The 22,150-nt window shown below is 47.8% G+C and carries 22 protein-coding genes; 13 read left to right on the top strand and 9 right to left on the bottom strand.

Annotated features, from left to right (window positions below):
* Window positions 1-56: 56 nt before the first annotated feature.
* Entirely contained in the window at window positions 57-1,100 is a 1,044-nt protein-coding gene (locus tag RS891_RS01995; protein ID WP_113055275.1) for an alkene reductase, read from the bottom strand.
* Window positions 1,101-1,282: 182 nt separating this feature from the next.
* Here RS891_RS01995 and RS891_RS01990 point away from each other — a divergent pair, with 182 nt between their 5' ends.
* Entirely contained in the window at window positions 1,283-2,146 is an 864-nt protein-coding gene (locus RS891_RS01990) for a LysR family transcriptional regulator (protein WP_315794284.1), read from the top strand.
* Between the two features lie 209 nt (window positions 2,147-2,355).
* Here RS891_RS01990 and RS891_RS01985 read toward each other — a convergent pair whose 3' ends face one another.
* The 3 genes from RS891_RS01985 to RS891_RS01975 all read right to left on the bottom strand — a co-directional run bounded on the left by RS891_RS01985 (window position 2,356) and on the right by RS891_RS01975 (window position 5,943).
* Window positions 2,356-3,462 (bottom strand): Glu/Leu/Phe/Val family dehydrogenase, encoded by a 1,107-nt coding sequence (locus RS891_RS01985; RefSeq protein WP_315794283.1) that lies wholly within the window; start codon window positions 3,460-3,462, stop codon window positions 2,356-2,358.
* Window positions 3,463-3,659: 197 nt separating this feature from the next.
* Window positions 3,660-4,289, bottom strand: a complete 630-nt coding sequence (cdaS, locus tag RS891_RS01980; protein WP_113055278.1) for a sporulation-specific diadenylate cyclase CdaS — start codon at window positions 4,287-4,289, stop codon at window positions 3,660-3,662.
* A 145-nt stretch (window positions 4,290-4,434) separates the two neighbouring features.
* Window positions 4,435-5,943 (bottom strand): DUF6359 domain-containing protein, encoded by a 1,509-nt coding sequence (locus tag RS891_RS01975; RefSeq protein WP_397386928.1) that lies wholly within the window; start codon window positions 5,941-5,943, stop codon window positions 4,435-4,437.
* Window positions 5,944-6,166: 223 nt separating this feature from the next.
* Between RS891_RS01975 and RS891_RS01970 the strand changes: the two genes are divergently transcribed.
* The 3 genes from RS891_RS01970 (at window position 6,167) to RS891_RS01960 (ending at window position 7,615) form a co-directional block, all read left to right on the top strand.
* Window positions 6,167-6,457, top strand: coding sequence for a hypothetical protein (locus RS891_RS01970; RefSeq protein ID WP_315794282.1), 291 nt, complete (start codon window positions 6,167-6,169; stop codon window positions 6,455-6,457).
* 153 nt (window positions 6,458-6,610) lie between these two features.
* On the top strand, window positions 6,611-6,766 hold the full coding sequence (locus RS891_RS01965) for a hypothetical protein (RefSeq protein ID WP_162842450.1): 156 nt from the start codon (window positions 6,611-6,613) through the stop codon (window positions 6,764-6,766).
* A 318-nt stretch (window positions 6,767-7,084) separates the two neighbouring features.
* Entirely contained in the window at window positions 7,085-7,615 is a 531-nt protein-coding gene (locus RS891_RS01960) for a GNAT family N-acetyltransferase (protein WP_113055281.1), read from the top strand.
* A 168-nt stretch (window positions 7,616-7,783) separates the two neighbouring features.
* Here RS891_RS01960 and RS891_RS01955 read toward each other — a convergent pair whose 3' ends face one another.
* The 3 genes from RS891_RS01955 to RS891_RS01945 form a co-directional block, all read right to left on the bottom strand.
* Window positions 7,784-8,620, bottom strand: a complete 837-nt coding sequence (locus RS891_RS01955; protein ID WP_315796124.1) for an IS3 family transposase — start codon at window positions 8,618-8,620, stop codon at window positions 7,784-7,786.
* 23 nt (window positions 8,621-8,643) lie between these two features.
* Window positions 8,644-8,964 carry a transposase gene (locus tag RS891_RS01950; RefSeq protein ID WP_315793342.1) on the bottom strand — a complete coding sequence of 107 codons (321 nt, stop codon included), beginning with the start codon at window positions 8,962-8,964 and terminating at the stop codon, window positions 8,644-8,646.
* A 160-nt stretch (window positions 8,965-9,124) separates the two neighbouring features.
* Entirely contained in the window at window positions 9,125-9,901 is a 777-nt protein-coding gene (locus RS891_RS01945; protein WP_246318069.1) for a Crp/Fnr family transcriptional regulator, read from the bottom strand.
* A 378-nt stretch (window positions 9,902-10,279) separates the two neighbouring features.
* Between RS891_RS01945 and RS891_RS01940 the strand changes: the two genes are divergently transcribed.
* From RS891_RS01940 to RS891_RS01905, 8 genes are all read left to right on the top strand, one after another.
* Complete coding sequence (locus RS891_RS01940) at window positions 10,280-10,711, top strand: GAF domain-containing protein (protein ID WP_315794281.1); 432 nt, start codon at window positions 10,280-10,282, stop codon at window positions 10,709-10,711.
* Window positions 10,712-10,927: 216 nt separating this feature from the next.
* A complete protein-coding gene (locus RS891_RS01935) occupies window positions 10,928-12,538 on the top strand; it encodes a helix-turn-helix domain-containing protein (RefSeq protein WP_315794280.1) in 1,611 nt (536 codons plus the stop codon).
* Between the two features lie 117 nt (window positions 12,539-12,655).
* Complete coding sequence (locus RS891_RS01930; RefSeq protein ID WP_315794279.1) at window positions 12,656-13,654, top strand: ABC transporter substrate-binding protein; 999 nt, start codon at window positions 12,656-12,658, stop codon at window positions 13,652-13,654.
* Between the two features lie 121 nt (window positions 13,655-13,775).
* Window positions 13,776-14,426, top strand: a complete 651-nt coding sequence (locus tag RS891_RS01925; protein WP_315794278.1) for a response regulator — start codon at window positions 13,776-13,778, stop codon at window positions 14,424-14,426.
* Entirely contained in the window at window positions 14,419-15,531 is a 1,113-nt protein-coding gene (locus tag RS891_RS01920) for a PAS domain-containing sensor histidine kinase (protein ID WP_315794277.1), read from the top strand. The genes RS891_RS01925 and RS891_RS01920 overlap by 8 nt, the downstream gene beginning before the upstream one ends.
* Window positions 15,532-15,807: 276 nt before the next feature.
* The gene (locus RS891_RS01915; RefSeq protein ID WP_063566298.1) at window positions 15,808-16,302 is read left to right on the top strand and encodes a chromate efflux transcriptional regulator ChrS; all 495 of its coding nucleotides are present in this window, start codon (window positions 15,808-15,810) and stop codon (window positions 16,300-16,302) included.
* Between the two features lie 12 nt (window positions 16,303-16,314).
* On the top strand, window positions 16,315-16,902 hold the full coding sequence (locus tag RS891_RS01910) for a chromate efflux transporter ChrB (RefSeq protein ID WP_064642790.1): 588 nt from the start codon (window positions 16,315-16,317) through the stop codon (window positions 16,900-16,902).
* Window positions 16,903-16,905: 3 nt separating this feature from the next.
* Window positions 16,906-17,451, top strand: coding sequence for a chromate efflux transporter ChrA (locus RS891_RS01905; protein ID WP_113055286.1), 546 nt, complete (start codon window positions 16,906-16,908; stop codon window positions 17,449-17,451).
* Between the two features lie 203 nt (window positions 17,452-17,654).
* Here RS891_RS01905 and RS891_RS01900 read toward each other — a convergent pair whose 3' ends face one another.
* Entirely contained in the window at window positions 17,655-20,030 is a 2,376-nt protein-coding gene (locus RS891_RS01900) for an Ig-like domain-containing protein (protein WP_315794276.1), read from the bottom strand.
* Window positions 20,031-20,236: 206 nt separating this feature from the next.
* On the opposite strand from RS891_RS01900, the gene RS891_RS01895 reads away from it, so the two are divergent.
* Entirely contained in the window at window positions 20,237-20,857 is a 621-nt protein-coding gene (locus tag RS891_RS01895) for a class I SAM-dependent methyltransferase (protein WP_113055288.1), read from the top strand.
* A gap of 156 nt (window positions 20,858-21,013) precedes the next feature.
* Here the strand turns inward: RS891_RS01895 and RS891_RS01890 are convergent, their stop codons facing one another.
* Window positions 21,014-22,150: a glycoside hydrolase family 88 protein gene (locus tag RS891_RS01890; RefSeq protein ID WP_315794275.1), complete on the bottom strand. Its 1,137-nt coding sequence runs from the start codon at window positions 22,148-22,150 to the stop codon at window positions 21,014-21,016.

The following is a 22,150-nucleotide window of genomic DNA, read 5'->3' as shown; positions in this document are numbered from 1 at the left end:
GTAAACAAAGGGCAGAATGATCTTTAGGATCAGCTTCTGCCCTTTTCTTGCTACATTCACACCAACACAGTCAGATGTGCATTGGCATCATACTCGATCAACTGCTGCCCCGTACGCAATTTTTGCACCAGATCAGGATTGGCGATAAACGGTCTGCCGAACGCTGCCAAATCAATGCTCCGATCTTGCACAGCCTGTTCTGCTGTGTTTACCTCAAGATCGCCTACGCCAATGATGATTCCATCCCACTGCTCGCGAATCGCCTCATGGAAATTTTGTTCCCCATCCCAGACTGTGGTGTACAGATCTGTTGAAGGATGTAGGATTGTAATGCCTGTCTCGCGGAACAGACTCAGATAGGCGTTCAGCACTCCAGCCTTGTCTGACCAGACATAGGAAGGGTCATCATCTTTTTTCTCGGAAAATCGTACCGATATGCGATCCACGCTGATTTCTTTTTGAACTGCAATAATGATCTCCTTCAGAAAACGCAATCGTCCCTGGATATCGCCTCCGTATTCGTCTGTTCTGTGGTTCGTCTTCTCATTGATAAACTGGTCGATCAGATAACCATGTGCTGCATGCAGCTCAATTCCGTCGAATCCAGCCAGTACCGCATTGCGGGCAGCCGTTTGAAATTGTTGAATGCTTTCCCGGATATCTTGCGTACTCATGGCTTGTGGTATCTGATATGGCTTATGCAATTTATGGACTCTTCCTTGAGCAGGAATGCTTGAAGGTGCCAGTGGCTGGGTACCGATCAGATCGGAGTGAGACAGTCTGCCCACATGCCACAGCTGAGCGATGATGGTCCCTCCGTGTTTATGGACGGCATTCGTTACTTTCTTCCATGAGTCGGTCTGTTCAGCCGTATATAATCCGGGGATGCCATAGGTTCCTTTACCTGCCAGCGAGGGGTTGATCCCCTCTGTAATGATCAGTCCCACTCCATCCTGGGCACGTCGCTCATAATACGCCACCATCTCTTCCGTCGCGGTCCCATCCTGATCACTGGCAAATCCTCGGGTAAGAGGTGCCATCACCAATCTGTTTCTCAAATGCCACTCGTTGATCGTCACCGGGCTCAGTAATGTAGACATATTTTTCACCACAACTCCTTCTCCATTTTCAGCGTTTTGCATAATTCCATGCGCTGTAGAAGCTTTTGATAATGATATTGTAAGCTGGCATGTATATATCGTAAAATGATTGAAATATATAGATATATCTCTCATAGAGATACCTAACACCTCATTTCATTACAACTCAGGAGGCCAGAACCATGGAACTCTCGGATATCGATATTATTCTCGCGGTGGCACGGTCCGGCAAAATCTCACAGGCCGCCAAAGAACTGAATTACGCTCAATCCAACGTCACTACACGTATCAAAAAACTGGAGCAGGAATATCAGGTGCAGTTGTTCAACCGCTTTCCCAAAGGGGTGGTGCTGACTTCCAAAGGAGAACAGTTTGTCCAGTATGCAACACGCATCCGTGACCTGTTAAACGATCTGGAGCAGGATATGACTGATCCCGGTGAGCCTTCAGGTACGTTAAAAATCGGGATTGTGGAGACGGCAGCATCCAGCCGATTCATGGAAATTCTCAATGAATACCAGGTGACCTATCCCGAGGTCTCCATCTCACTTGTTAATGCCACTTCACCCAAAGTCCTTCGCAAGAAAATACAGGAGTATGAGATCGACGGTGCTTTTATTAGTGGTGCGTGTGTGAAAGAGGGCCTGAAGGTGGAATATGAAATGCAAGACACGGTGCATATCATCTCCAAACGGATGGACGTTCCACCTGAAAGCCTGTGTCAGGTTTCGTGGGTCGTTTTCCCAAAGGGCTGCCCATACCGTGAAATTACGGAGGAATATTTGCAGGAAGAAGGTTTGTCTGCTCGCAATATGATTGAAGTCAGCACGATGGATAACTTGCTCAGCTGTGTGGAGTCGGGGATTGCTTTTACCATTATGCCTTGCAGCGTTATTCACAAGAAACCGGATGAGTTCTCGGTACATGATCTGGCCGAACGATTCACACATACCACAACAACCTTTGTCCGGGGTGAAGATCGATACGTCAGCAGCGCGCTGGATCGATTTGTGAAGCTGCTGAATCAGAAGTGTATTACATTTTGAAATATCATTTCGTTCCTCTCGGGTTATAGGATTATTCTAATATTAGCCGAACCATATGATGATCTCCTTACAAAAAAACTCTTTAAACTCAAAGAGAAGGCAGGCATCCATTGCACTGCACCTCCTCTCTAACAAATGGGGTGCAGTTCACCATGGGGATGCCTGCCTTTAGCTGTTTTACATTTTATTGTAATGTGAATCCTTTAAATTTACCCGCGCAGTCTGCGGGAGCTCAGCGCGTGATGACCATTTTGCAGGAACGTGCTACGTGTATTCTTCATCAGTTCAATGCGGCGTTCAGCCAGACGATCCGCAGCAATATACGTTGCGATGCCTTCGGTACGCGATGTGTCGAAGATTTTCTCCAGATTATTGTAGATCTCCCCAACCTTGCTCCACGCACGATCTGCGTTATAGCCGTTCAGCTCATCCGCAATATTAATTACGCCACCTGCATTGATCACATAGTCGGGTGCGTATACGATTCCCATCTCATGCAGCTTGTCACCATGACGCGGCTCAAGCAGCTGGTTGTTGGCACAGCCTGCCACAACCTTAGCCTTGAGCTGTTTCAACGTATCGTCATTAATTGTACCTCCCAATGCACATGGAGCATAAATATCACAATCCACTCCAGTAATGTCGGCAGGGTCTACCGCTTTTGCACCGAATTGATCCACAGCCTGTTTCACGGAATCCTTATGGATATCGGTAACGATCAGATGCGCACCTTCTTCGTACAAATATTTGCACAGACGCATCGCCACGTTGCCTACACCCTGTACAGCTACAGTTTTGCCTTCCAGCAGATCTGTGCCGAATGCTTCCTTCGCCGCGGCCTTCATGCCCTGATATACGCCATAGGCTGTTGCCGGGGAAGGATTGCCGGAGGAGCCGTAGCTTGGCGATATGCCTGTAACATAGTCTGTTTCCTGATAGATCAGATTCATATCCTCTTCTGTCGTTCCCACATCCTCCGCGGTGACATAACGTCCGTTCAGTCCCTGAATGTATCGGCCAAAGGCCCGGAACATCGCTTCATTTTTGTCACGGCGCGGATCCCCGATAATGACGGCTTTGCCTCCGCCCAGATTCAGTCCGGATACAGCATGTTTATATGTCATTCCCCGCGCAAGGCGCAAGGCATCTTCAATGGCAGCTTCCTCCGAAGCATAGGTCCACATCCGTGTGCCTCCCAGCGCAGGACCGAGTGTTGTATCGTGAATAGCAATAATTGCTTTTAAACCAGAGGCTCTATCCTGGCACAGTACCAGTTCCTCATAATCGTGATGTTCCATTGCTTCAAACCAGCTCATGTGTTAACCGTCTCCTCCAACCATTTTTGCGATCAAATCGCCTTCTTCAGTTCGTCTTCCATCCTCTATTGTACCCATGATTATCAAGTTTGTGCAAAACCACATCACGATATAACAAAAAGACCTTTCTCTCTTCACAGGGAAAAAGGTTCATTTACTCCAGCATGGAATCGGTAAAAAAATCTAGCAACGAGTGATCATGGCAAAGTTTCAACCACGTTGATGGGATGCAGATCCCCACCCACGGCGAACGAAGCTTGACCAGTCTCTTCCGAGACAACCAGCACAACCGCATCCGTCAGCTCACTCAATCCAAGAGCAGCCCTATGCCTTGTGCCAATCTTCCGTTCATGTGCAATGGCCTGTGACAAAGGCAATACATTGCCCGCGGATACTATCTGATTGCCCCGAATCAGCACTGCCCCATCATGCAGAGGTGCACCCGGTATAAACAGCGATTCCAGCAATGCATGAGTGACTCTGGCATCCACTGCAACCCCTGAGTGGATAATCGGTTCAAGCGGTATTTCCCGTTCAATTACAATGAGCGCACCATATCTGCGATCCGACAAATGCTGTACACTGGCAGTCAGCTCGGCAAATTTCTCCGTGAAGGGAGACAGATAACAATCCAGATAAAAGGAAGACGCCAGTACCTCGATCTGCTTGATCTCGGCCCGAATCTCCGCAAATTGACCCAGCAGACACACACTGTCATGATCAAAGGTAGACAACGTCTGGTTCATTCGATCTGCCACACGATGAAGATCTCCTTTGAGTTTCTGTCTCATGGTCGAGCTGTCGCAGTCTGCTTGCCGATTCATCATGGTCTTCCTCCTCACCTTGGCATCTCACTCAACATTCATAATTACCCATACGTTTCCCTCTGCTCCGGGCATTTATACAAAATAAAGCCTATCCGCAACGATTGCGGACAGGCCGATTTTCCGTATATTTCTCTTACTGCTTATCTTACTGCGCTTTGCCGTACGAACCTGTCTTAAACGTTGTAGGATCATACCATTTGTAGCCTGCAGCAGGTGTAGCCCATGGCTCGGTTTGCGGCTCGGTGGAAGAAGCCGGCGCTTCAATCGCGAGCAGACTTGTCGGCGCATCCAATGTCAGTCCAGACACCTGAGACAGACTTGTGTAGCTTTCTTTTACTGCAAGCCATTTCACGGTATTCACAAGGAATACACCGTCATTCACTTCTTTGAAGCCATCATACGTTGTTTTGGCAGCGCCTGTTTCTTCACGTAGATATTTTGGCGTGGCATCCTCAACAGGTGAGGAGTCACCGATAAATGCTGCTTTACCTGCCCCGACCTTAGCGATCGCTGCATAGGCTCCTTCCGCTCGTCCGCCGCCATTGTATACGCCCTGATCTACCGCGTTGCCCCATTTGGATACACCACTAGGCACATACACCAGACCTTTGGCTTTGTTCGGGTCAATAATAGCGAGTGTGGAACCAGCATGCATGGCCACTGCGCTCACTCCAGTTGTAATGCCGAACGACTGCGAAGGTGCAACGATATCCGTGGCATTAACATCTCCCAGTGCATTGTAGCGGAAACGAATACCGAAGTTGGATGCCAACCAGTCTGAACTGGTCACGCCTTGCATGGCTGGAGATTCGGCTTCTGCTGACGACATGCCTTTGGCTGGATTCAAGAATGCACCCCGGCGATAGCCATTGAATACTTCAGAGGAATCCCAGCGGTTTTTGTTCCGGTCTGCGTTATAGTGGTCGGCAATGAAGAAGACACTGCCACCATTCTGTACATATTGCAGCAGCGCAGCCTGCTCTGTCGCTTTGAAAGGCACGTTCGCTTCGCCGATAACGAAGACATCATAATCTTTCAATTTATTAAAGGTGAAGGCTTGCTCACCGAAGGTATACGGGATGCTACGATTCAGCTGATCCACGGTAAAGCCTGCGTTTCGCAAACCATTCGCAAAGTCCGAAAATGCCCCATCAATAACCCAGTCCGCAGCCCCGGCTGTCTGAGCATGCGTGTTGTCGAACAATACTTTCTTCCCTGTACCATCTGGCAGCGTTGTGCCTGGATCAGGATCAGGATTGGTTGTTCCAGAGGAGAGTGTGATTGAGGTAGGATTCTTAACTCCGGCATAACTGTTATATGCGCCAAGCGTTCCGGTTACGATAACCTTCTGCCCCACAAGATTCGGGTTGGAAGCCAGTCCATATTGCGAACGGTACGACGCTGGAATCTGCACGTCAAGCAGTTTCGCGTTCGTCTTCTCTGTCGCTGAATCTGCAATCAGGAAGTTGAAATCATTGGCGTAAGGAGATGTAAATTTGGCTGTAAGCGAGCCGGTGGCATGTCCAACAATATATCCTTCCACCGTTGCCGTTGCTCCGCCACTCTGGGCAGCGATGGCCTGCGATACCGTAATAGGTGCTGCAGCGGCCTGTACCGGACCTTGTGAATCAGGTTGAAGCAATGCCGTCGCCATCATGATGAAGATCAGGAATCCCCCGATCCAATGCTGCCATATCGCTTTCTTCATACTTGCCTTCTCCTCCTCATAATTACCTGATAATGGGTTATCCACCTTTAATTTAATCGTTCATATGATGAATTCCTCTTTCTTTTTGTAAAATGTTTGCAAAAACTTTTGGAAATTCCACCAATTGCCCATACTGGTTAACAAAAGTATCCCAAAGGAGACCTGTATCATGAAGTTTCTATTTCTTCTACTCCTACTGATTGTTCCACTCATTATGGTTTTTGTTGCGATTCGCTCCCGGATGGTGACCCGCATTTTCCATGTACTTGCCCTGTTATGTTTCTATAGTGCTGCCACTGTCATTGCCGGTGATGTGTACGCAACGAATGCCCATATGACAACATTCACCACAGAAATTCACCATTTCCTGTTAAATGGATGGTTCCTTTATCCGTCTGCATACCTGGGTGTGTACGTTCCCTATCTGCTGTGGATGAGCCTTTTTTCGAAAAAAAGTTGAGTACATTCGAGCCTTGGCATTGCATTTTGCCATCGTTCATTGCATAATGATAATATAACTGTGATAATGATTATCATTCTTGAGCCTGTCTCAAGTCTTCTGTCTACTGTACATGACTTAACGATTTTATAGATAAAGGGGAACGAACATCGAATGAATACAACTCTGCAAAAGGCTGATCTGCAGCTTGACGATTATTTGGATCTTCTGAACCTGGCAACCAACCTGGGTGACACCAAATGGCAAAAGGAAATTATCCGCAAGCTGGCTTATACTTATCCCGCAGTTGAATGTAAACAACCACAATAGCATGCTTATACTTACATAGCTCGTAACCCATTCTTTACATGAATCGGTTATTGGGCTATTTTTGTTTTACTATATAATTGAACTTAACATTTACACGAGAAACGGAGAGGACAGAAATAACCTGAAGAAGCGGAGCTAAAAGCTTTCTAAAAGAAAGCTGCATCGAAAGCATACACTTCGCCTTTATCCCCGGATTTCCCCCTTTAAATAAGGGATTCAAAAAAAATCTGGGGATAACAGCGATCGGAAGGTTGTTCTGTCATCGGAGTGGCAAGTGTAAATATTCTTTAGTTCAATTTATATTGGGAGGGAATAGCGATGCAATTGGAGACCGAACGACTCATTATCCGGGATATTCTGGAGACAGACTGGGAGAGCATACATAACTACACATCCATGACAGAAGTTACTCAGCATACGGCATGGGGACCGAATACAGAAGAAGATACGCGAGATTATGTGGAATTTGTGCTAAATTCACAGCAAACACAACCACGAGAGGGCTTCGAACTGGCGATATGCTTGAAAAAGGAGGGCATCCTGATCGGTGGTGTTGGCCTTCACATCGAAAAGACAAACGCAGAAATCGGTTATGTGCTCAATCCCGTTTATCAGGGAAAAGGGTATGCTGCCGAAGCAGCCCGAGCCATGCTTGGCTTTGGCTTCAATACACTTGGCGTACACCGCATTTACGCGAAATGTCGCCCGAACAACAAGGCTTCAGAGAACGTTATGCAAAAGATAGGTATGCAGCGTGAAGGTTTGATGCGAGAGCATTGGTTTTATAAAGGGGAATATCATGATTCGTGTCTATATTCGATTCTAGCAAAGGAATATATAGGTGAGTGATGAATTCCTGATATGATGCAGGAGGGCGTTAACGGGCCCTCCTTTACATCCTATACTAGCTATCTTGGATGAGAACCGCTAACCGCAAGCCCTCCATCACGCCAAAAAAGCTGATCCCGAGTAAATCGGACTTGGTCTTACCCCTGTCAAGTAGACAGATAAAAAAAGCTATGCTGCCAGTGCGCATCGATATTCAATCGGTGCGCGCTGTTTGAGTTTGGCTTGAAAGCGTCGGTAGTTGTAATTGTACATATAATCTTCCACGGCTTGTCGAATCTCTACTTCTGAATTACACTGGTTAAGGTACAGCTTCTCTGTCTTGAGATGCGAAAAGAAGGATTCGATGCATGCGTTATCTAGGCAGGTTGCTTTGCGAGAGTGGCTGCCCTTCACGCCGAATGCTTCTAATCGTGTGTTGTACGCCTGAGACGTGTATTGGAAGCCCTGATCCGAATGGAGCACGGCTTCTGAAACGTCTCTTTTTTGTGTCCATTGTTCCACCGTATCCAATACGAGCTGAACATCGTTCCGTTTAGACAACTGCCAAGCTACAATCTCATTGTTGAACAGGTCTTGAATCACGGACAGGTAAACAAATGTACTTCCATTCGGAATATAGGTAATATCCGTCACCATTTTTTGCTGGGGTGCTGTCGCATGAAACTGGCGCTTCAGGCGATTCGGATAAATCACAGATGGCGTATAGCTGGACTTCTTCCGCTTCTTACGAATTACCGATTGGATCGATAGTTCCCGCATGATTCGCCATACTTTCTTGTGATTAACGTTCAGACCAGCCTCCCACAACGCCGTTGTCATGCGAGGATAACCAAACTCTCGGTTTGCAAAATGAATAGCCATCATGTGTTCTTTGATCTCACGCTCACGGTCTTGTCTTGCGTCTCGCTGCGGCTGTGTTGCTCGCCATTTGTAGTAACTGGAACGGGGTATTCCTGTAATCGATAATAGGCGTGTAATGCCATGCGAGCAGCGCAATTCGTCTATGATATCGTAGTTCTCCCGTTGGCTCAGCGCTTCTCCTTTACTAGATTTGGATACCGCTTTTTTAAATAATCCACCTGTGCTTGAAGGTAATCCCGTTCTTCTTCTACACTGCTAAAGGCAGTACGAGGACGTCCTTTCATTGGATTCGGAACATTGTTTTTTCGCTCATCAAACACTTCCCCGTTTTTCCATTTTTTTACCCACACCTTCAGTTGTGAACAGTTTCGAATTCCTTCGCGATCAGCGACCACTTTGTAACTTGAAGAACCTTCGACATAGGATCTAACTGCATTCAATTTAAACTCTTCGGTATACGTCTGAAATGTTTGTCCTTTTTTGGCCATAAAAATATCCCCTCCAAGTGTCACTTGAACCCTCATGATAACATGAAGGTTTTTTTAAGTGTCTACTTAAAGGGGATAATACCAGACTTCAGCTTTTTTGAATTCTCCGTAACGACCCCAATCGCCCATCGAAGGTACCACCCTATTCAACTTGCTTTCATTACAATCGGCACAACTCTACCGGGCAGCTTGGAAATGTAGGACAACCGCACATGCAGCGCAAGGCTGCCAGGTCACGAATCATCAGCTTTCCATCCACGGTGTCCAGCGTCCCCTGTTCTTTCCAGGCTCCCAACATGCGCGTTACACTCTCCCGCGTGGCACCAATCATTTCCGACAACTCGGTATGATTCAGCTTCATGTCGAGCACGATGCCATCCGGCGTAATTCTGCCATACGAGTTGCTGGCACGAATGAGCGTCGATGCGAGTGCACCTGCCTTGCCATAGAGCAAGAGATCACGGAAACGCGACTGGGTGATACGTTGGGCGAGCGCCATCCATTGCAGGAATTTCAAGGCAAGGTCACCGTGTTTGCTGAGCACACTTTCCAAGTCGCTGAGCGAGATGATCCCGAGCTCCCCTTTTTCTGCCATCTCAGCACTGTAGCTATGGGATAATCCGCCGATGCCGCCAAACTCTCCAATCAGATCCCCGGTTTGCTGAATCGATAAAATGATTTCTTTCCCATCCTCAGTCGACTTGGTCAGCTTCACTCTTCCCGAGCGAATGTAGTACAAGTATCCGGCTTCATCGCCTTCCAGAAAGAGACTGTACCCCGACTTTACCCGTTTAGGCTGCATCTTTGCCTCGATCAAGCCCCATTGTTCAGCTGTCACGAACGAAAGGATTCCACCTGTCTCCCGTGTCATCTTGCTCGCCTCCGTCTGTTCTTGTTGTGTCGCCTGGGTTGTTCTTTCTGTGAATACCGTACCCATTACCATCGTCCCCCTCGGTGTTTCCTTATGTATCCATCATATCGCGAATTTAGCGTGGAGGTTATCGGGGGATCACCTGAACCTCACCGGGAAACTCCCTGAATTTGCTGTGAGATAAATCACACTTAAGAGGTACCTTTAAGGCTCCGCAATTAAAAAAAGCCTTGCTGTTCCTGGCCTGAATGCCTGTCCATACATAGGATCAGCAAATTGTAGAACGGAAATAGGGGTTTTCCCTGAATTACAACACGGAAGAAAGGGGCTACAATAGAAGCAGTGGCGAAATACCCTTATTTTAAGATGTTCCCTGACCACAGGTTAACGATATTGAATACACCGTAACATACAGTATGATTCCAAAAAAGGAAGTGTCCTCTCATGCATGATGAACTGCCATCTGGCATTCAGGAGATGATCGACGGCCTGCGCCTGAGTACCTCCAGCGATTTTTGCGGACTGGCCTGTCTGTCCGGCACGATGCTGCGCTGGAGTTATACATCCGGCGCCAGCAACGAACGGGTGAAACGCATGGAGATGCGTCCCGGACAAGATCTGGTTGGCACAGCGCTTCGAACTGGACGCACCGCTCTATCTGATGCACAATCCACCGGGGAGCATACACCCGCCCGTTGCCCGTTAATGCTTGCGGAGCGGTTGGTATGTGCCATAGCAGTGCCTGTCTTCCAGCAAGGAAGTGTTCCTGGCGCCGTGTTGCTCCTTGGCAACAGATTACCCTGCACGTTCTCACCCGAGATGGTCCGTCAGACCGAACAGGTCGCTATACAGCTGCAACCAAAAGTGTACGGATAAAGACAGCTGTCTGGAATACGCCAAGAAGTCTTGTTATTTCCTTATGGGAGTAACAAGACTTTTTTGGATTATGGTTTATTTCTTAGTTGGACAAGCGTAATTAGTCACATTGCCATCACTCCTCTGTGAACGTCGACGTCTGTCTCACAGATTGATATAATCGAGTCCATACATCGATATGTTCAAGATAGAACATACGGCTAGGAGGCTACAGATATGCTTGTACTGACAAATGCCAGTGTGATTCCTTGGGAAGCTGCACAGCAAACTGGATCTATTTCCATAGCATCTCCTTCCCTGGTGACTTGTACAGCCACGGTGAGCTTTCAATTTGGGCAGGTACATGGCGTTTTACATAAAGGCCAAACCCTTTTCCTGTATCCCCCATGTTCCCTGGAGCTTATACATACTCCGGCTTCTGCCTTCACGGTATATCATATCGGCTTTCTGGAATACGGATTAACGAAAGAGTCCCATGAGAAGCGTGTCTATGAACTTACATCAGAGAACCTGCCTGCACATGGGTCAAAGACTGGAGCCAGTTCACAAGGGTTACGGATTCTTGCCATTATCCAGGAACTTACCGACAAACGTTCAGGCAGCAGCATGACTGAAGAAGCCCGATCCCATTTTCTGCTGAGTGAGCTGCTTGAGTTGTTCAATCTGGCGGTTAAGCCCGCCACAGAAATGGTGGACAGTGTAATTCGGGATGCCCTTTACTATATCAATCACCACTATGGCGATCATCTCACCCGGGAAGACATTGCCCGCATGACTGGATTTAACGCAAGCTATTTCTCTAGATTTTTTCAAAAACAGGTGGGGCGCAGCTTCCAGGCTCATCTGACCCGAGTTCGGATGGATAAGGCTAAGCAATACCTCCTATCGACACAGGCCACATTGAATGAAATCGCCCTGCTCGTAGGCTATGCTGACGGTTTATATTTAAGCCGCAAGTTTAAGCAGTTCACCGGGATCAGCCCAAGTGAGTATCGATTGCAGCCACGTGCGAGACGGATTGCCACTGTTCAATATACAGGGGATCTACTTGCCCTCGGCGTTCAACCCGTTGCGGCCTCCTTTCTCCCCTGGGCCCTGTCTCCATTAATTCAGGATGAGCTGCATGACGTAATTGATCTGGATGAACATGGCGTGGAACAATTATTGAGCGTTGAACCGATTGATTTGATCATCGCACCGGATTATCTGTACTACTTGCCGCACAAGCTTGAACAACTTGAACGTATATCCCAGGTTATTGTTCTCCCTTGGAACCAACTGGATCGACTGGAAACGGTTCGTCTGATTGGCCGAATTGTAGGACGAGAACAGGCAGCCGAGGATTGGATTGAACATTACACAATACGGGCCAGAACCGAATCTGATCGATTAAAAGATTTTATAAAACCTGGAGAAACCGTTGGTCTGTATGAACTGTGGGAAGACGGGACCATTTGTATCTGGAATGCAACTGCCAGAGCAGCTTATAACGTGTATTATGGACTTCATCTTACTCCTCACCCCAATATCCTCCGTGATGTTCTGGAACCTGACAATCATCAATACATTAAAGAAGACCAATTGGCAGAATATGCAGCAGATCATATGTTTCTTGTTCTTCCGGCACACGAAGGTGGCTTGTATCACGATTCACCAGATAAACTTAGCGAGCGCCCGGGCTGGCGCAAGTTTATGAATAACGGAAATCGTCGCATATACCCTCTGCAACTGGAACAATTCTGGTGTAATGATGCCTTGTCTCTGGAGAAGCAACTTGAAATTATGGTAGACATTCTGATTCGGGAGAATAGCGTTAAGGACAGGTAACATTTGTCCATACTCAATGGGTCACATTTTGAGATAGACGATACTTGTGCACAAAAGCTACGATACATAGGAGGTTTTATTGAGAAAGATAATCATTATTGATTGGGGAGAAGCAGAATGACAGGGGTTAAATCAAAATGGTGGGCAGGGCTCATAATCCTTATACTCGTGATAGGAATTATTGGCTGCTCAGGCCAAGCGGAAGAAACGACAGAAAATAATGCTTCCGCACCTGCCGTAACAGAAGAACAACCAGCGACCAGCGAGGCAGAAACACAGGTCATATCGACGGTTCACGGAGACGTTGAAATCCCCGTGAATCCTCAGCGTATCGTTACGCAAGGTTACCTTGCTGATTTTCTGGCACTTGGCATCAAGCCTGTAGGTGCGCCAGATTATGAGCTGGAAAGCCCTTATGTGCTTGATCTCGTTGAGGGCGTGGCAGACATTGGCCGGATTGACGGCGGATCGGTGGAGAAAATTTTGGCACTTCAACCTGACCTGATCGTTACTGTAGGTGGAGATGAGAAACTGAATGAGCAATATCGTAAAATCGCACCCACACTCATCATCCCTTACGGAACATACGACAATGTCCATGAGGAGATCACCGCTTTTGGTGAAATCATTAACAAACAGAAGGAAGCCAAAGATTGGTTATCCCAATTCGAAGTAAAAGTGAAGGCCGCCAAAGAGTCCATTCAAGGACTGGTCAAAGAAGGCACAACCTTCTCCAACTTCAGTCTGTTCGGCAAAGAATGGTACATCAATGGGGATGGTGTCAATCGCGGTGGACAGGCCATCTATCAACAGCTCGGACTGAAAGCACCAGACATTGTACAGAAAGAGCTCATTGATCAGGATAAAGATACCGTAGCGATATCCGAGGAAAAGCTGGCAGATTACGCAGGTGATTATATCTTCCTGGATTTGTCCAACGGAGGTTCACTGGATGAGGGTTCAGCGGTCTGGTCATCCCTGGATGCCGTGAAGAACAATCGCGTGTTCAAGCTTGACGGAGAACGCTTCTGGCCCTATGATCCACTTGCCGTGGAAGCACAGGTTCAGGAAATTGCAGACATGATTAAGGAGCGTTTCGGTAAAACAGAGAACTAAAGTTTAATTCCTCTTGTCCGATATACAGAGAAAAGAAGCTATTCAGAGATTCCCATCTGAATGGCTTTCTTTTTTGGTATGATAAAGACAGAACTGTGGAACCGGACAGGAGGAAAATGATGTGATTCAATTATTGGTTGTCGATGATCATGTAGTTGTACGCTCTGGGCTGATTGCCCTGCTCGACGGAAAGAATGATATACATATTGTTGGAGACGCGGCCGATGGGGATGAAGCTATTGCCAAGGCACAAGAACTGAAGCCGGATGTGGTCTTAATGGATTTCAGCATGCCGCCAGGCAAAGATGGTCTGACCGCTACTGCTGAACTGAAGAAATTGATGCCGGATGTCTCCATTTTGATCCTGACCATGCATGACGATGAAGAATATCTGTTCCGCGCCATCCACGCGGGAGCGTCCGGATATATTCTCAAGAGCGCGCCGCATGAAGAATTACTTGCCGCTATTCGTTCCGTAGCAGAGGGTAGCGCCTATCTGTACCCAAGTGCGACCAAGCGGCTGATGAGTGAATACCTGGACAAAGCGAAACACGAGAACGCCGGACCGTATGACACGTTATCCGAGCGGGAGAAAGAGATCTTGTCCTGGATTGCCAAGGGTTACGCCAACAAGGAAATCGCTGAACATCTGGTGATCAGTGTCAAAACGGTCGAATCCCACAAAAGCAATCTGATGGAGAAGCTCGGCCTTCGAACCAGACCGGAACTGGTAAAGTTTGCGATGAAAAAGGGGTTGCTTAACTTTGAGTAGCGCACGTGAAAACAGACTTAGCGGATTTGCCGATCAACCTGTGCGTCAGTTATTAGAGGAGATCGACAGTCACATTACAGATACTGAATTCCGCAGTAGACTGAAAGGTTCTCTGCACCAGCTCAGTGATCTGAAGTTTGCCCTGGATGAGTCGTCCATTGTAGCCCTCACGGACCGCAAAGGAAAGATACAGTATGTAAATGATAAATTCTGCGAAATTTCACAATATAATCGGGAAGAATTGATCGGTCAGGATCATCGGATCATTAATTCGGGTTATCACGGCAAGAACTTTATGAAAAACCTGTGGGAAACTATCTCTTCCGGAAGAGTGTGGAACGGAGAGATTCGCAACCGTGCCAGAGATGGCAGCCATTATTGGGTGAATACAACGATTGTGCCTTTTCTCGATAACGATGGTGAGCCCTATCAGTATTTGGCTGTTCGTAGTGAGGTAACCAAGTTGAAGCGGGTCGAAGCCGAGTTACAGACGATGATGACCCAGGTTATGAACATTCAGGAAGAGGAGCGGCGGCGTATCTCCCGTGAGCTGCATGACGGCATTGGACAGAGTCTCTTCTCCCTCGTCATTCAGATGGATCGTCTGCTGGCGGACCAACCTCAATCTGGTGTGGAAGCACTCCGAAAACAAGTTACGGGTATTATGGAGGATGTACGCGGCATGGCATGGGAGCTGAGACCCTCCGTACTGGATGACCTTGGTGTCGTTCCAGCCATTCGTACGTATATCGAGAACTATACCCGGCACTACGGAATTGAAGTGGATCTGGAATGTAATCTGCGAAAACGGCTTGAGATGAACCGGGAGATCGCCATGTACCGCATTATCCAGGAGGCGTTAACCAATGTGGCCAAGTACGCCGATGTGTCAGAGGCGCATGTGACGGTGGAAGATTCGGAAGAGGCAACCGTTGTGAAAATCGAGGACCGAGGCGCAGGGTTCAACAGTACGACGGCCGGTAACGGCGTTGGTCTATTTAGCATGGAGGAGCGAGCCCGCGGAGCCGGAGGTACACTTGTAGTATCTTCGGAGCCTGGCAAAGGAACTGTAGTTACCTTTTGTCTACCCAAAACTGTTCATTAAGTCGGTTTAACCTGTACTTTATATAGAAGACTGTTTACGGATGTGTTCCGTGAACAGTCTCTTTTTCGATCCATGCCTGCATCCTGCTCCCATTTATCATCTCTGATTAGTAAAAATAACAAAATGAAAGCTCTGAATCGGATAAATTCAATATTTACAATAAATATATTGACTCCAATTACGATTCGTCATTAAAATATGAATGCTGCATACAAATTGTACGTAGATCCTATCATATTTTTTATTCTATATAGTTAAAAAAAAGGATGGTCAATCATGTCAGAAAAACGCTCCTCCAAAGGGGGAGAAATCCCGCAAATGCACAATCTGGATGCAATCGATCGTAAAATCATTGCCGCCCTTCACCAAAATAGCCGGATATCCTACACCGATCTGGGTGCACAGATCGGTTTGTCCCGTGTGGCCGTTCAGGCCCGCATCAATGCTTTATCCGAAAAGGGAATCATTGAACGATTCACCGTGGTCATCAATCCGGGCAAAGTTGGACTACAGGTCTCTGCCTTTTTCAATGTGGATGTAGAACCGCTATTCCTGGATGAAGTGGCCGCGAAACTGGACGAAGAACCCGCAGTAACAAGCCTCTATCATATGACAGGCCCGAGTACCCTGCACATGCATGGTATTTTTGCAGATATGGAAGAGATGGAGCAGTTCCTGCTGGAGAAGCTCTACAAGATGCCAGGCATCGTCAAGGTAGAATCACAGCTGTTGTTAAAACGATATAAAAGCCGAATGGGCATGAGACTCTAGGAGGAAATCAGCATGAGTTGGAAAGATTACAACGGTCTCGTCATTGGGATGGTACGAACCGGAATTTTGGGATATGGCGGTGGCCCCTCGGTTATTCCGCTGATCCGTTATGAAGCCGTTACCCGCTATAAGTGGGTGAGCGATGATGAGTTTGGCGAGATTTTGGCCATTGCCAACGCCCTTCCTGGTCCCATTGCAACCAAGATGGCCGCGTATCTCGGGTATAAAACGAAGGGCGTGCTGGGCGCTATTGTGTCTGTCCTGGCCCATATTTTGCCGACGAGCATCGCTATCATTGCGCTGCTTGGTTCCATGTACGCACTCCGCGAATCGAAAATCGTAGCAGGCATGGTGGCAGCTGTTCGCCCGGTCATTTTTGTTATGCTCGGCATGATGGCATACGAATTCGCCAAGAAAGCGTGGAAGGGACTCGGTACAACCTTTGCCGCCCTGTTCGGTGTCCTTGCATTTGTACTGCTGCAGCTGTTGGATATTCACCCCGGTATTGTGATTGCCGTCTTCCTCGGATATGGCGTCTTCCATCTGGATGTGGTTCAACGTTTCAAATCCAAACGCAATTCCGACAAGGGGGTGTCCTAAGCGATGCTTCAGACATGGTGGGAATTGTTTTGGGGATTTTTTGTAGCCAATATCTTGGGATACGGAGGCGGCCCTGCCTCCATTCCATTAATGCAGGAGGAAGTCGTCAACCACTACAAGTGGATGACCACCGAGCAATTCGGTGATGTACTCGCCATCGGCAATGCACTTCCCGGTCCAATCGCGACCAAAATTGCCGCATTTGTCGGTTATCAGGTAGCTGGCTGGTTTGGCGCTTTCATCGCCAGTTTTGCCACCGTTGTACCTTCCGCTGTTGCGTTAATTCTGCTGCTTCGTTTACTGAACAAGCATCGTAATTCTCCAAAGGTGAAAGGGATGACCTTGCTCGTACAACCGGTTATTGCTGTACTTATGATCTTGCTTACATGGGAATTCGGTCAGGTATCCACCAATTCCATCGGCATTTGGCAGACACTGATCATTGCAGGGATCTCGCTTTGGGTCATGACCAAGACCAAACTGCATCCAGCCATCCTCATCGTCATTGCTTTTGCATACGGAGCGCTGGTTTTGTCTCATACGATGTAATTCATTGATTATTTAGGTTCAGGGAACGTCTTGGAACAACGTGTTTTTATATCCAAAGCGGATATATGCACATGTTTCAGGGCGTTTCTTTTTTTGTATTGTTAGTTTCTATGTATTTTCCCATTAAAAAAACGGTGATGTCAGCATTTAAGCTGTCATCACCGCACATAGAATTGCTTGTTTTACCTTCATACTTGAAGATATTATTTCGCTTCAACGACTATAGTCACTTTGGTTTTCACACCTGCATAAGTCACGGTAATGGTTGCTTTACCCTTACCATTGGCCTGAATGATGCCATCTTTCACCGATGCTGTCGCAATACGGGAAGATTTCCACAGTGCCGGCTTGGATACGTTCGCTTCGCTGCCATCGGCATACGTTGCTGTAGCAACCAGGGTTGCTTTGTCACCAGGCTTCATGGTCAGGGTTACTTTATCGGTTTGCAAATATTTCAGTGTATCTACATCGACTGCAATGGTTACCGTCTTGCTGCCGTACTTCGCTGTAATTTTTGCTTTACCTGAACCTGTCGCTTTTACTTTACCTTTGGTTACCTGAGCTACTTTGTAGCTGTTGGTTTTCCATTCTGCTTTGTCCGTGACATCACGCTCACTGCCATCGCTCAGATATGCAGTAACCGTAAGATCAGCGGAATCACCAGTTTTCAGGGAAAGAGCCGGTTCGGATGCTTCAATGCGTGAAATAACGTCCACTTCAACCTGAATGGTCACTTTGTTGGAACCATATTCAGCCGTGATATTGGCTTTACCGCTGCTGTTGGCAGTGATAACCCCTTTTTTCACATCGGCTACGCGGGAGTTGCTTGATTTCCATGTTGCATCGGATGAAACATCCTTGGTCAAGCCATCTTCATCCGTAGCTGTGAGTACGATTTGTTGTGTTTCCTTGGAGGACAACACCACAAAGTTCACATCTGCCTCCAGCCCACTAGCCATGCCTACTTCAACAGGCAGAGTTAACGTTTTACCTTCAATTTTGGCTGTGATGGTCACTTTACCTGTTGCAATACCCGTCACGACACCTTTGCTGTCCACTTCAGCGAGTTTCTCACTGCTGCTGCTCCAATCCGCATCTTCGGACACATCTTTGGATGTATCACCGTATACGGCCAATACTTTCACAGATAATGTACCACCAACGGCTACAGAACCTTTTTTCTTGTCCATTTCATACTTGTCCGGAACATCTACATTCACTGTGAATTTAACGGTTTTGCCGCCGTATGCCGCAGTGATGGTTGCTGTTCCCGATTTATAGGCGATCAGCTCGCCGCCAGATACATATACAACATCCGCATTGCTGGATGTCCAAGTTGCTTTGGATGTTACGTCTTCTGTACTTGCATCAATATATTCCGCATTGGCTACCAATTTCTTGGTTTTGTTATCACCTGTAACACTCATAGCCAGTTTATCTTCGACACCCGCAATATCCAGATATCTTGCCGTATCAACGTCAACCGTGATTTCCACTGTTTTGCCGCTATACGTTGCTTTGATTGTCGTAGAACCCGCGCCAATCGCTGTGACTTGTCCCTTGAATACCGTCGCTACCTTCTCGTTGCTGGATGTCCATGTTGCTTGATCCGTTACATTTACATCAGCACTGTTCGGGTAAGAAGCAGTCAATACTACATTTGCTGTTTTATTGGATTCACTCAAACGGAAGAAAATGCTCTGTTTCTCCACACTCAGTTTGCTTGTCAGATCAACATCCACATCTACCGATACGGACTTCGTTCCGTATTTGGCAGTGATCTTAGCAGAACCTGCGGAGTATCCTGTAATTTCACCTTTTAATGCATCTGCTACTTTTTCATTACTTGACGTCCACTCTGCCAGATCCGTTACATCTTTGGTTGTGCCATCTGGATAGGTGGCTGTCAATTTTACAGTTTCGCTTTTGTTCAAGAGCAGATTGACCTGCTTCTTGTCCACATCCACACGTTTAACAACCTCAACGTTAACATCCACAGTCACACTTTGACTGCCGACTTTACCTGTGATGACAGCTGTACCGGCGCTTTGTCCAGTAACTTTACCATTCACAACCGTTGCCACTTTCTCGTCATCGGATGACCACTCAGCTACTTTGGATGCATCTGCATTCGTCGTATTATCACTGTAAGTTGCTGTCAAAATAATGTCTTTGCTATCCCCTGTGCGCAAGTCCAGCGACTGCACGTTTTTGGAAAGGGCTTTGACCTTTTTGGTCACATTCACCTGAACCGTTTGACTCTGAGACAGATACGAAGTTGTAATGGTTGCCGTACCTTCCTTTTTGGCAGTAATGGCACCATTATATACAGTCGCTATCGAAGTATCACTGCTACTCCAGGAAGAACTGATGGTTACGTTAGCCGATGTATTATCGGTATATACTCCTGTCACCGTAACCGAACTGGAATCACCCACTTCGAGCGACAGCTCATTTTTGGAAACTACAATTTTGGACAGTTCTTTATCTGCCGCAGCGGCCAAGCCTACGTTGGAAATACTCAGCACCAATACCAGCATCATCACCATGTACTTGGTCAATCTTGGCTTTAACATCATTTCCCCCCGATTCTTATCATTTTGTTCCTTAGTTTAATGTCGGTAAGTTCTTTCCAGATGTTTAGACTTTCAGGGAATTTTCAGGGGAATTTGTGGGGATTCATTCTTCCGATCTATCGATTTCCAAATGATTCATACCTGCAAATATTACGCATATCCTATGTATAGTCACTATTTTGAAGTCATTTATCGATCGGGGGAGACACATGAGTCAGCCTTTTGACTACAAAGGATATTGGGAACAAACGTATAGCTCAGGCGAGACATCCGGAAGGGGTTCATACGGGGTACTCGCTGAATTCAAGGCAGAGGTGGTAAATGGGCTGATTCAGCGTGAGGGTATTTCCAGCGTCATTGAATTTGGATGCGGAGATGGCAATCAACTGCAATATATGAATTATAATACGTATCTAGGTCTCGATGTAGCCGGCTCGTCGGTGCGTTTATGCGTTTCCAAGTTTGCTAACGATACCTCAAAGAGTTTCATGTTATATACACCTGGCCTGTGGATTAATCGCGGTTTCCTGCAAGCTGATCTCACCGTCTGTCTGGATGTGCTCTATCATATTACGGACGAAACGGATTTTCGCAATACACTCTACGACATTCTGCACGCTTCGTCAGGGTGGGTTGTGTTGTATACTCGTTTGAAAGAAAACGGTAATCCAGGCGTTAGCACCATTCAGGACCGAAATATTTTTGATTATCTGTTCAACTATCCCGAATTCAAAGTACATGAAATTATTCCTCAGCGATATCCCGCCCAGTCCTCGGCCGACTTTGTCATCTTAAGACGAACACCCGTCATCGAAAATAAAACAGATTAATACCGAGGGTGTGCTCCGCCTCCAAAACAGGAATACCCTTTCCCATTAGGAGGCAGGCACACTCGAACGGCTGTATGGTAGGTCGTATACTTATGCCCCCTCACGCATACTCGCCGCTTGAAGTGTAACATTCCTGATTCCCTGATTCTTGTTTCTCTAAAATAAACCCGGGCGGCCACTCAGCTTCGCCAGCGCCTCCATATAGAAATAATCGCCGTATATAATCGGCACATTCAAGCCGCGACCCTCTGGATAATGCACCGTGCCCTGCATGATTAGACCTTCTTCCGCGGCCGTCTCACCAGAGCTGTAGTTCTCATGCAGCCCGCGAAGGATACGTTCTGCCGCGGCTGCATATTCTTCGCCGCGCGGCGACAGCTTCGCCAGCTCCAACAGTCCGCTTGCGGCAATCGCCGAAGCGGACGAGTCCCACGCCACCTGATGCTCGGCAGGTGCGCGGAAATCCCACACCGGCACGATTTCTTCGCCAAGCATGGCGAGGAAGAAATCAGCCGCCCGCTCCGCTGTCTCCAGATAGCGGGCTTCGCCCGTATACCGGAAAGACAGCGCAAACCCGTGCAACGCCCAGGCGGTACCCCGCGCCCAGGCTGAACCTGGCGCATGGCCCTGCCCGCCATGCTCCTGCAGCTTCTGCCCCGTGAGTGGATCGAACTCCACCACGTGGCAGATGGACCCGTCAGCGCGGATGAATTCGCGCGCCACGGTGTCCGCATGCGCTTCCGCCAGGCAGCGGAAGCGCGGGTCGCCGCTCTGCTCGGATGCCCAGTAGAGCAGCGGCAGGTTCATCATGCTGTCAATGATGGCTACGCCGCGCGTATCCATGGTTGACGAGCTGAAGTTCCAGGCGCGGATGAATTCACCGCGCACGTTAAAACGGGCAGCGAGCAGATTGGCGGCGAGTATTCCCCGCCGCCGACCATCTGCGCTGCCGGTCTGGCGGTAGTTGGCTACGCCACTAAGCAGCCAGATGAACCCGAGATCGTGATCCACCGATTCGGGATCACTCAGACAACCTTCCAATTGCCGTTCACAACTTTCGGCAATGCGGGATAACGGAGCGACAGCTTCGTTTTCCGGCGACTCGCCATAGACAAGCCATAACAGCCCCGGCCAGAAGCCGGCGGTCCACCATTCGGGATCATTTCGGTCATATATGCCCTGCGGCGCAGTGTGCGGAAATGTATCCTTGATGCGCTGCGCGTTGCGAATCGTTTTGGCTGCTCCTTGCCGCCATGCTTCCTCCAGCCATTTCACTGATGTTGATGTATTCAT

The sequence above is a fragment of the Paenibacillus sp. BIC5C1 genome, from assembly GCF_032399705.1.
Lineage (GTDB): Bacteria > Bacillota > Bacilli > Paenibacillales > Paenibacillaceae > Paenibacillus > Paenibacillus taichungensis_A.
The sequence above is the reverse complement of the archived record's forward strand: the minus strand, read 5'-3'. Positions and strand labels throughout refer to the sequence as shown.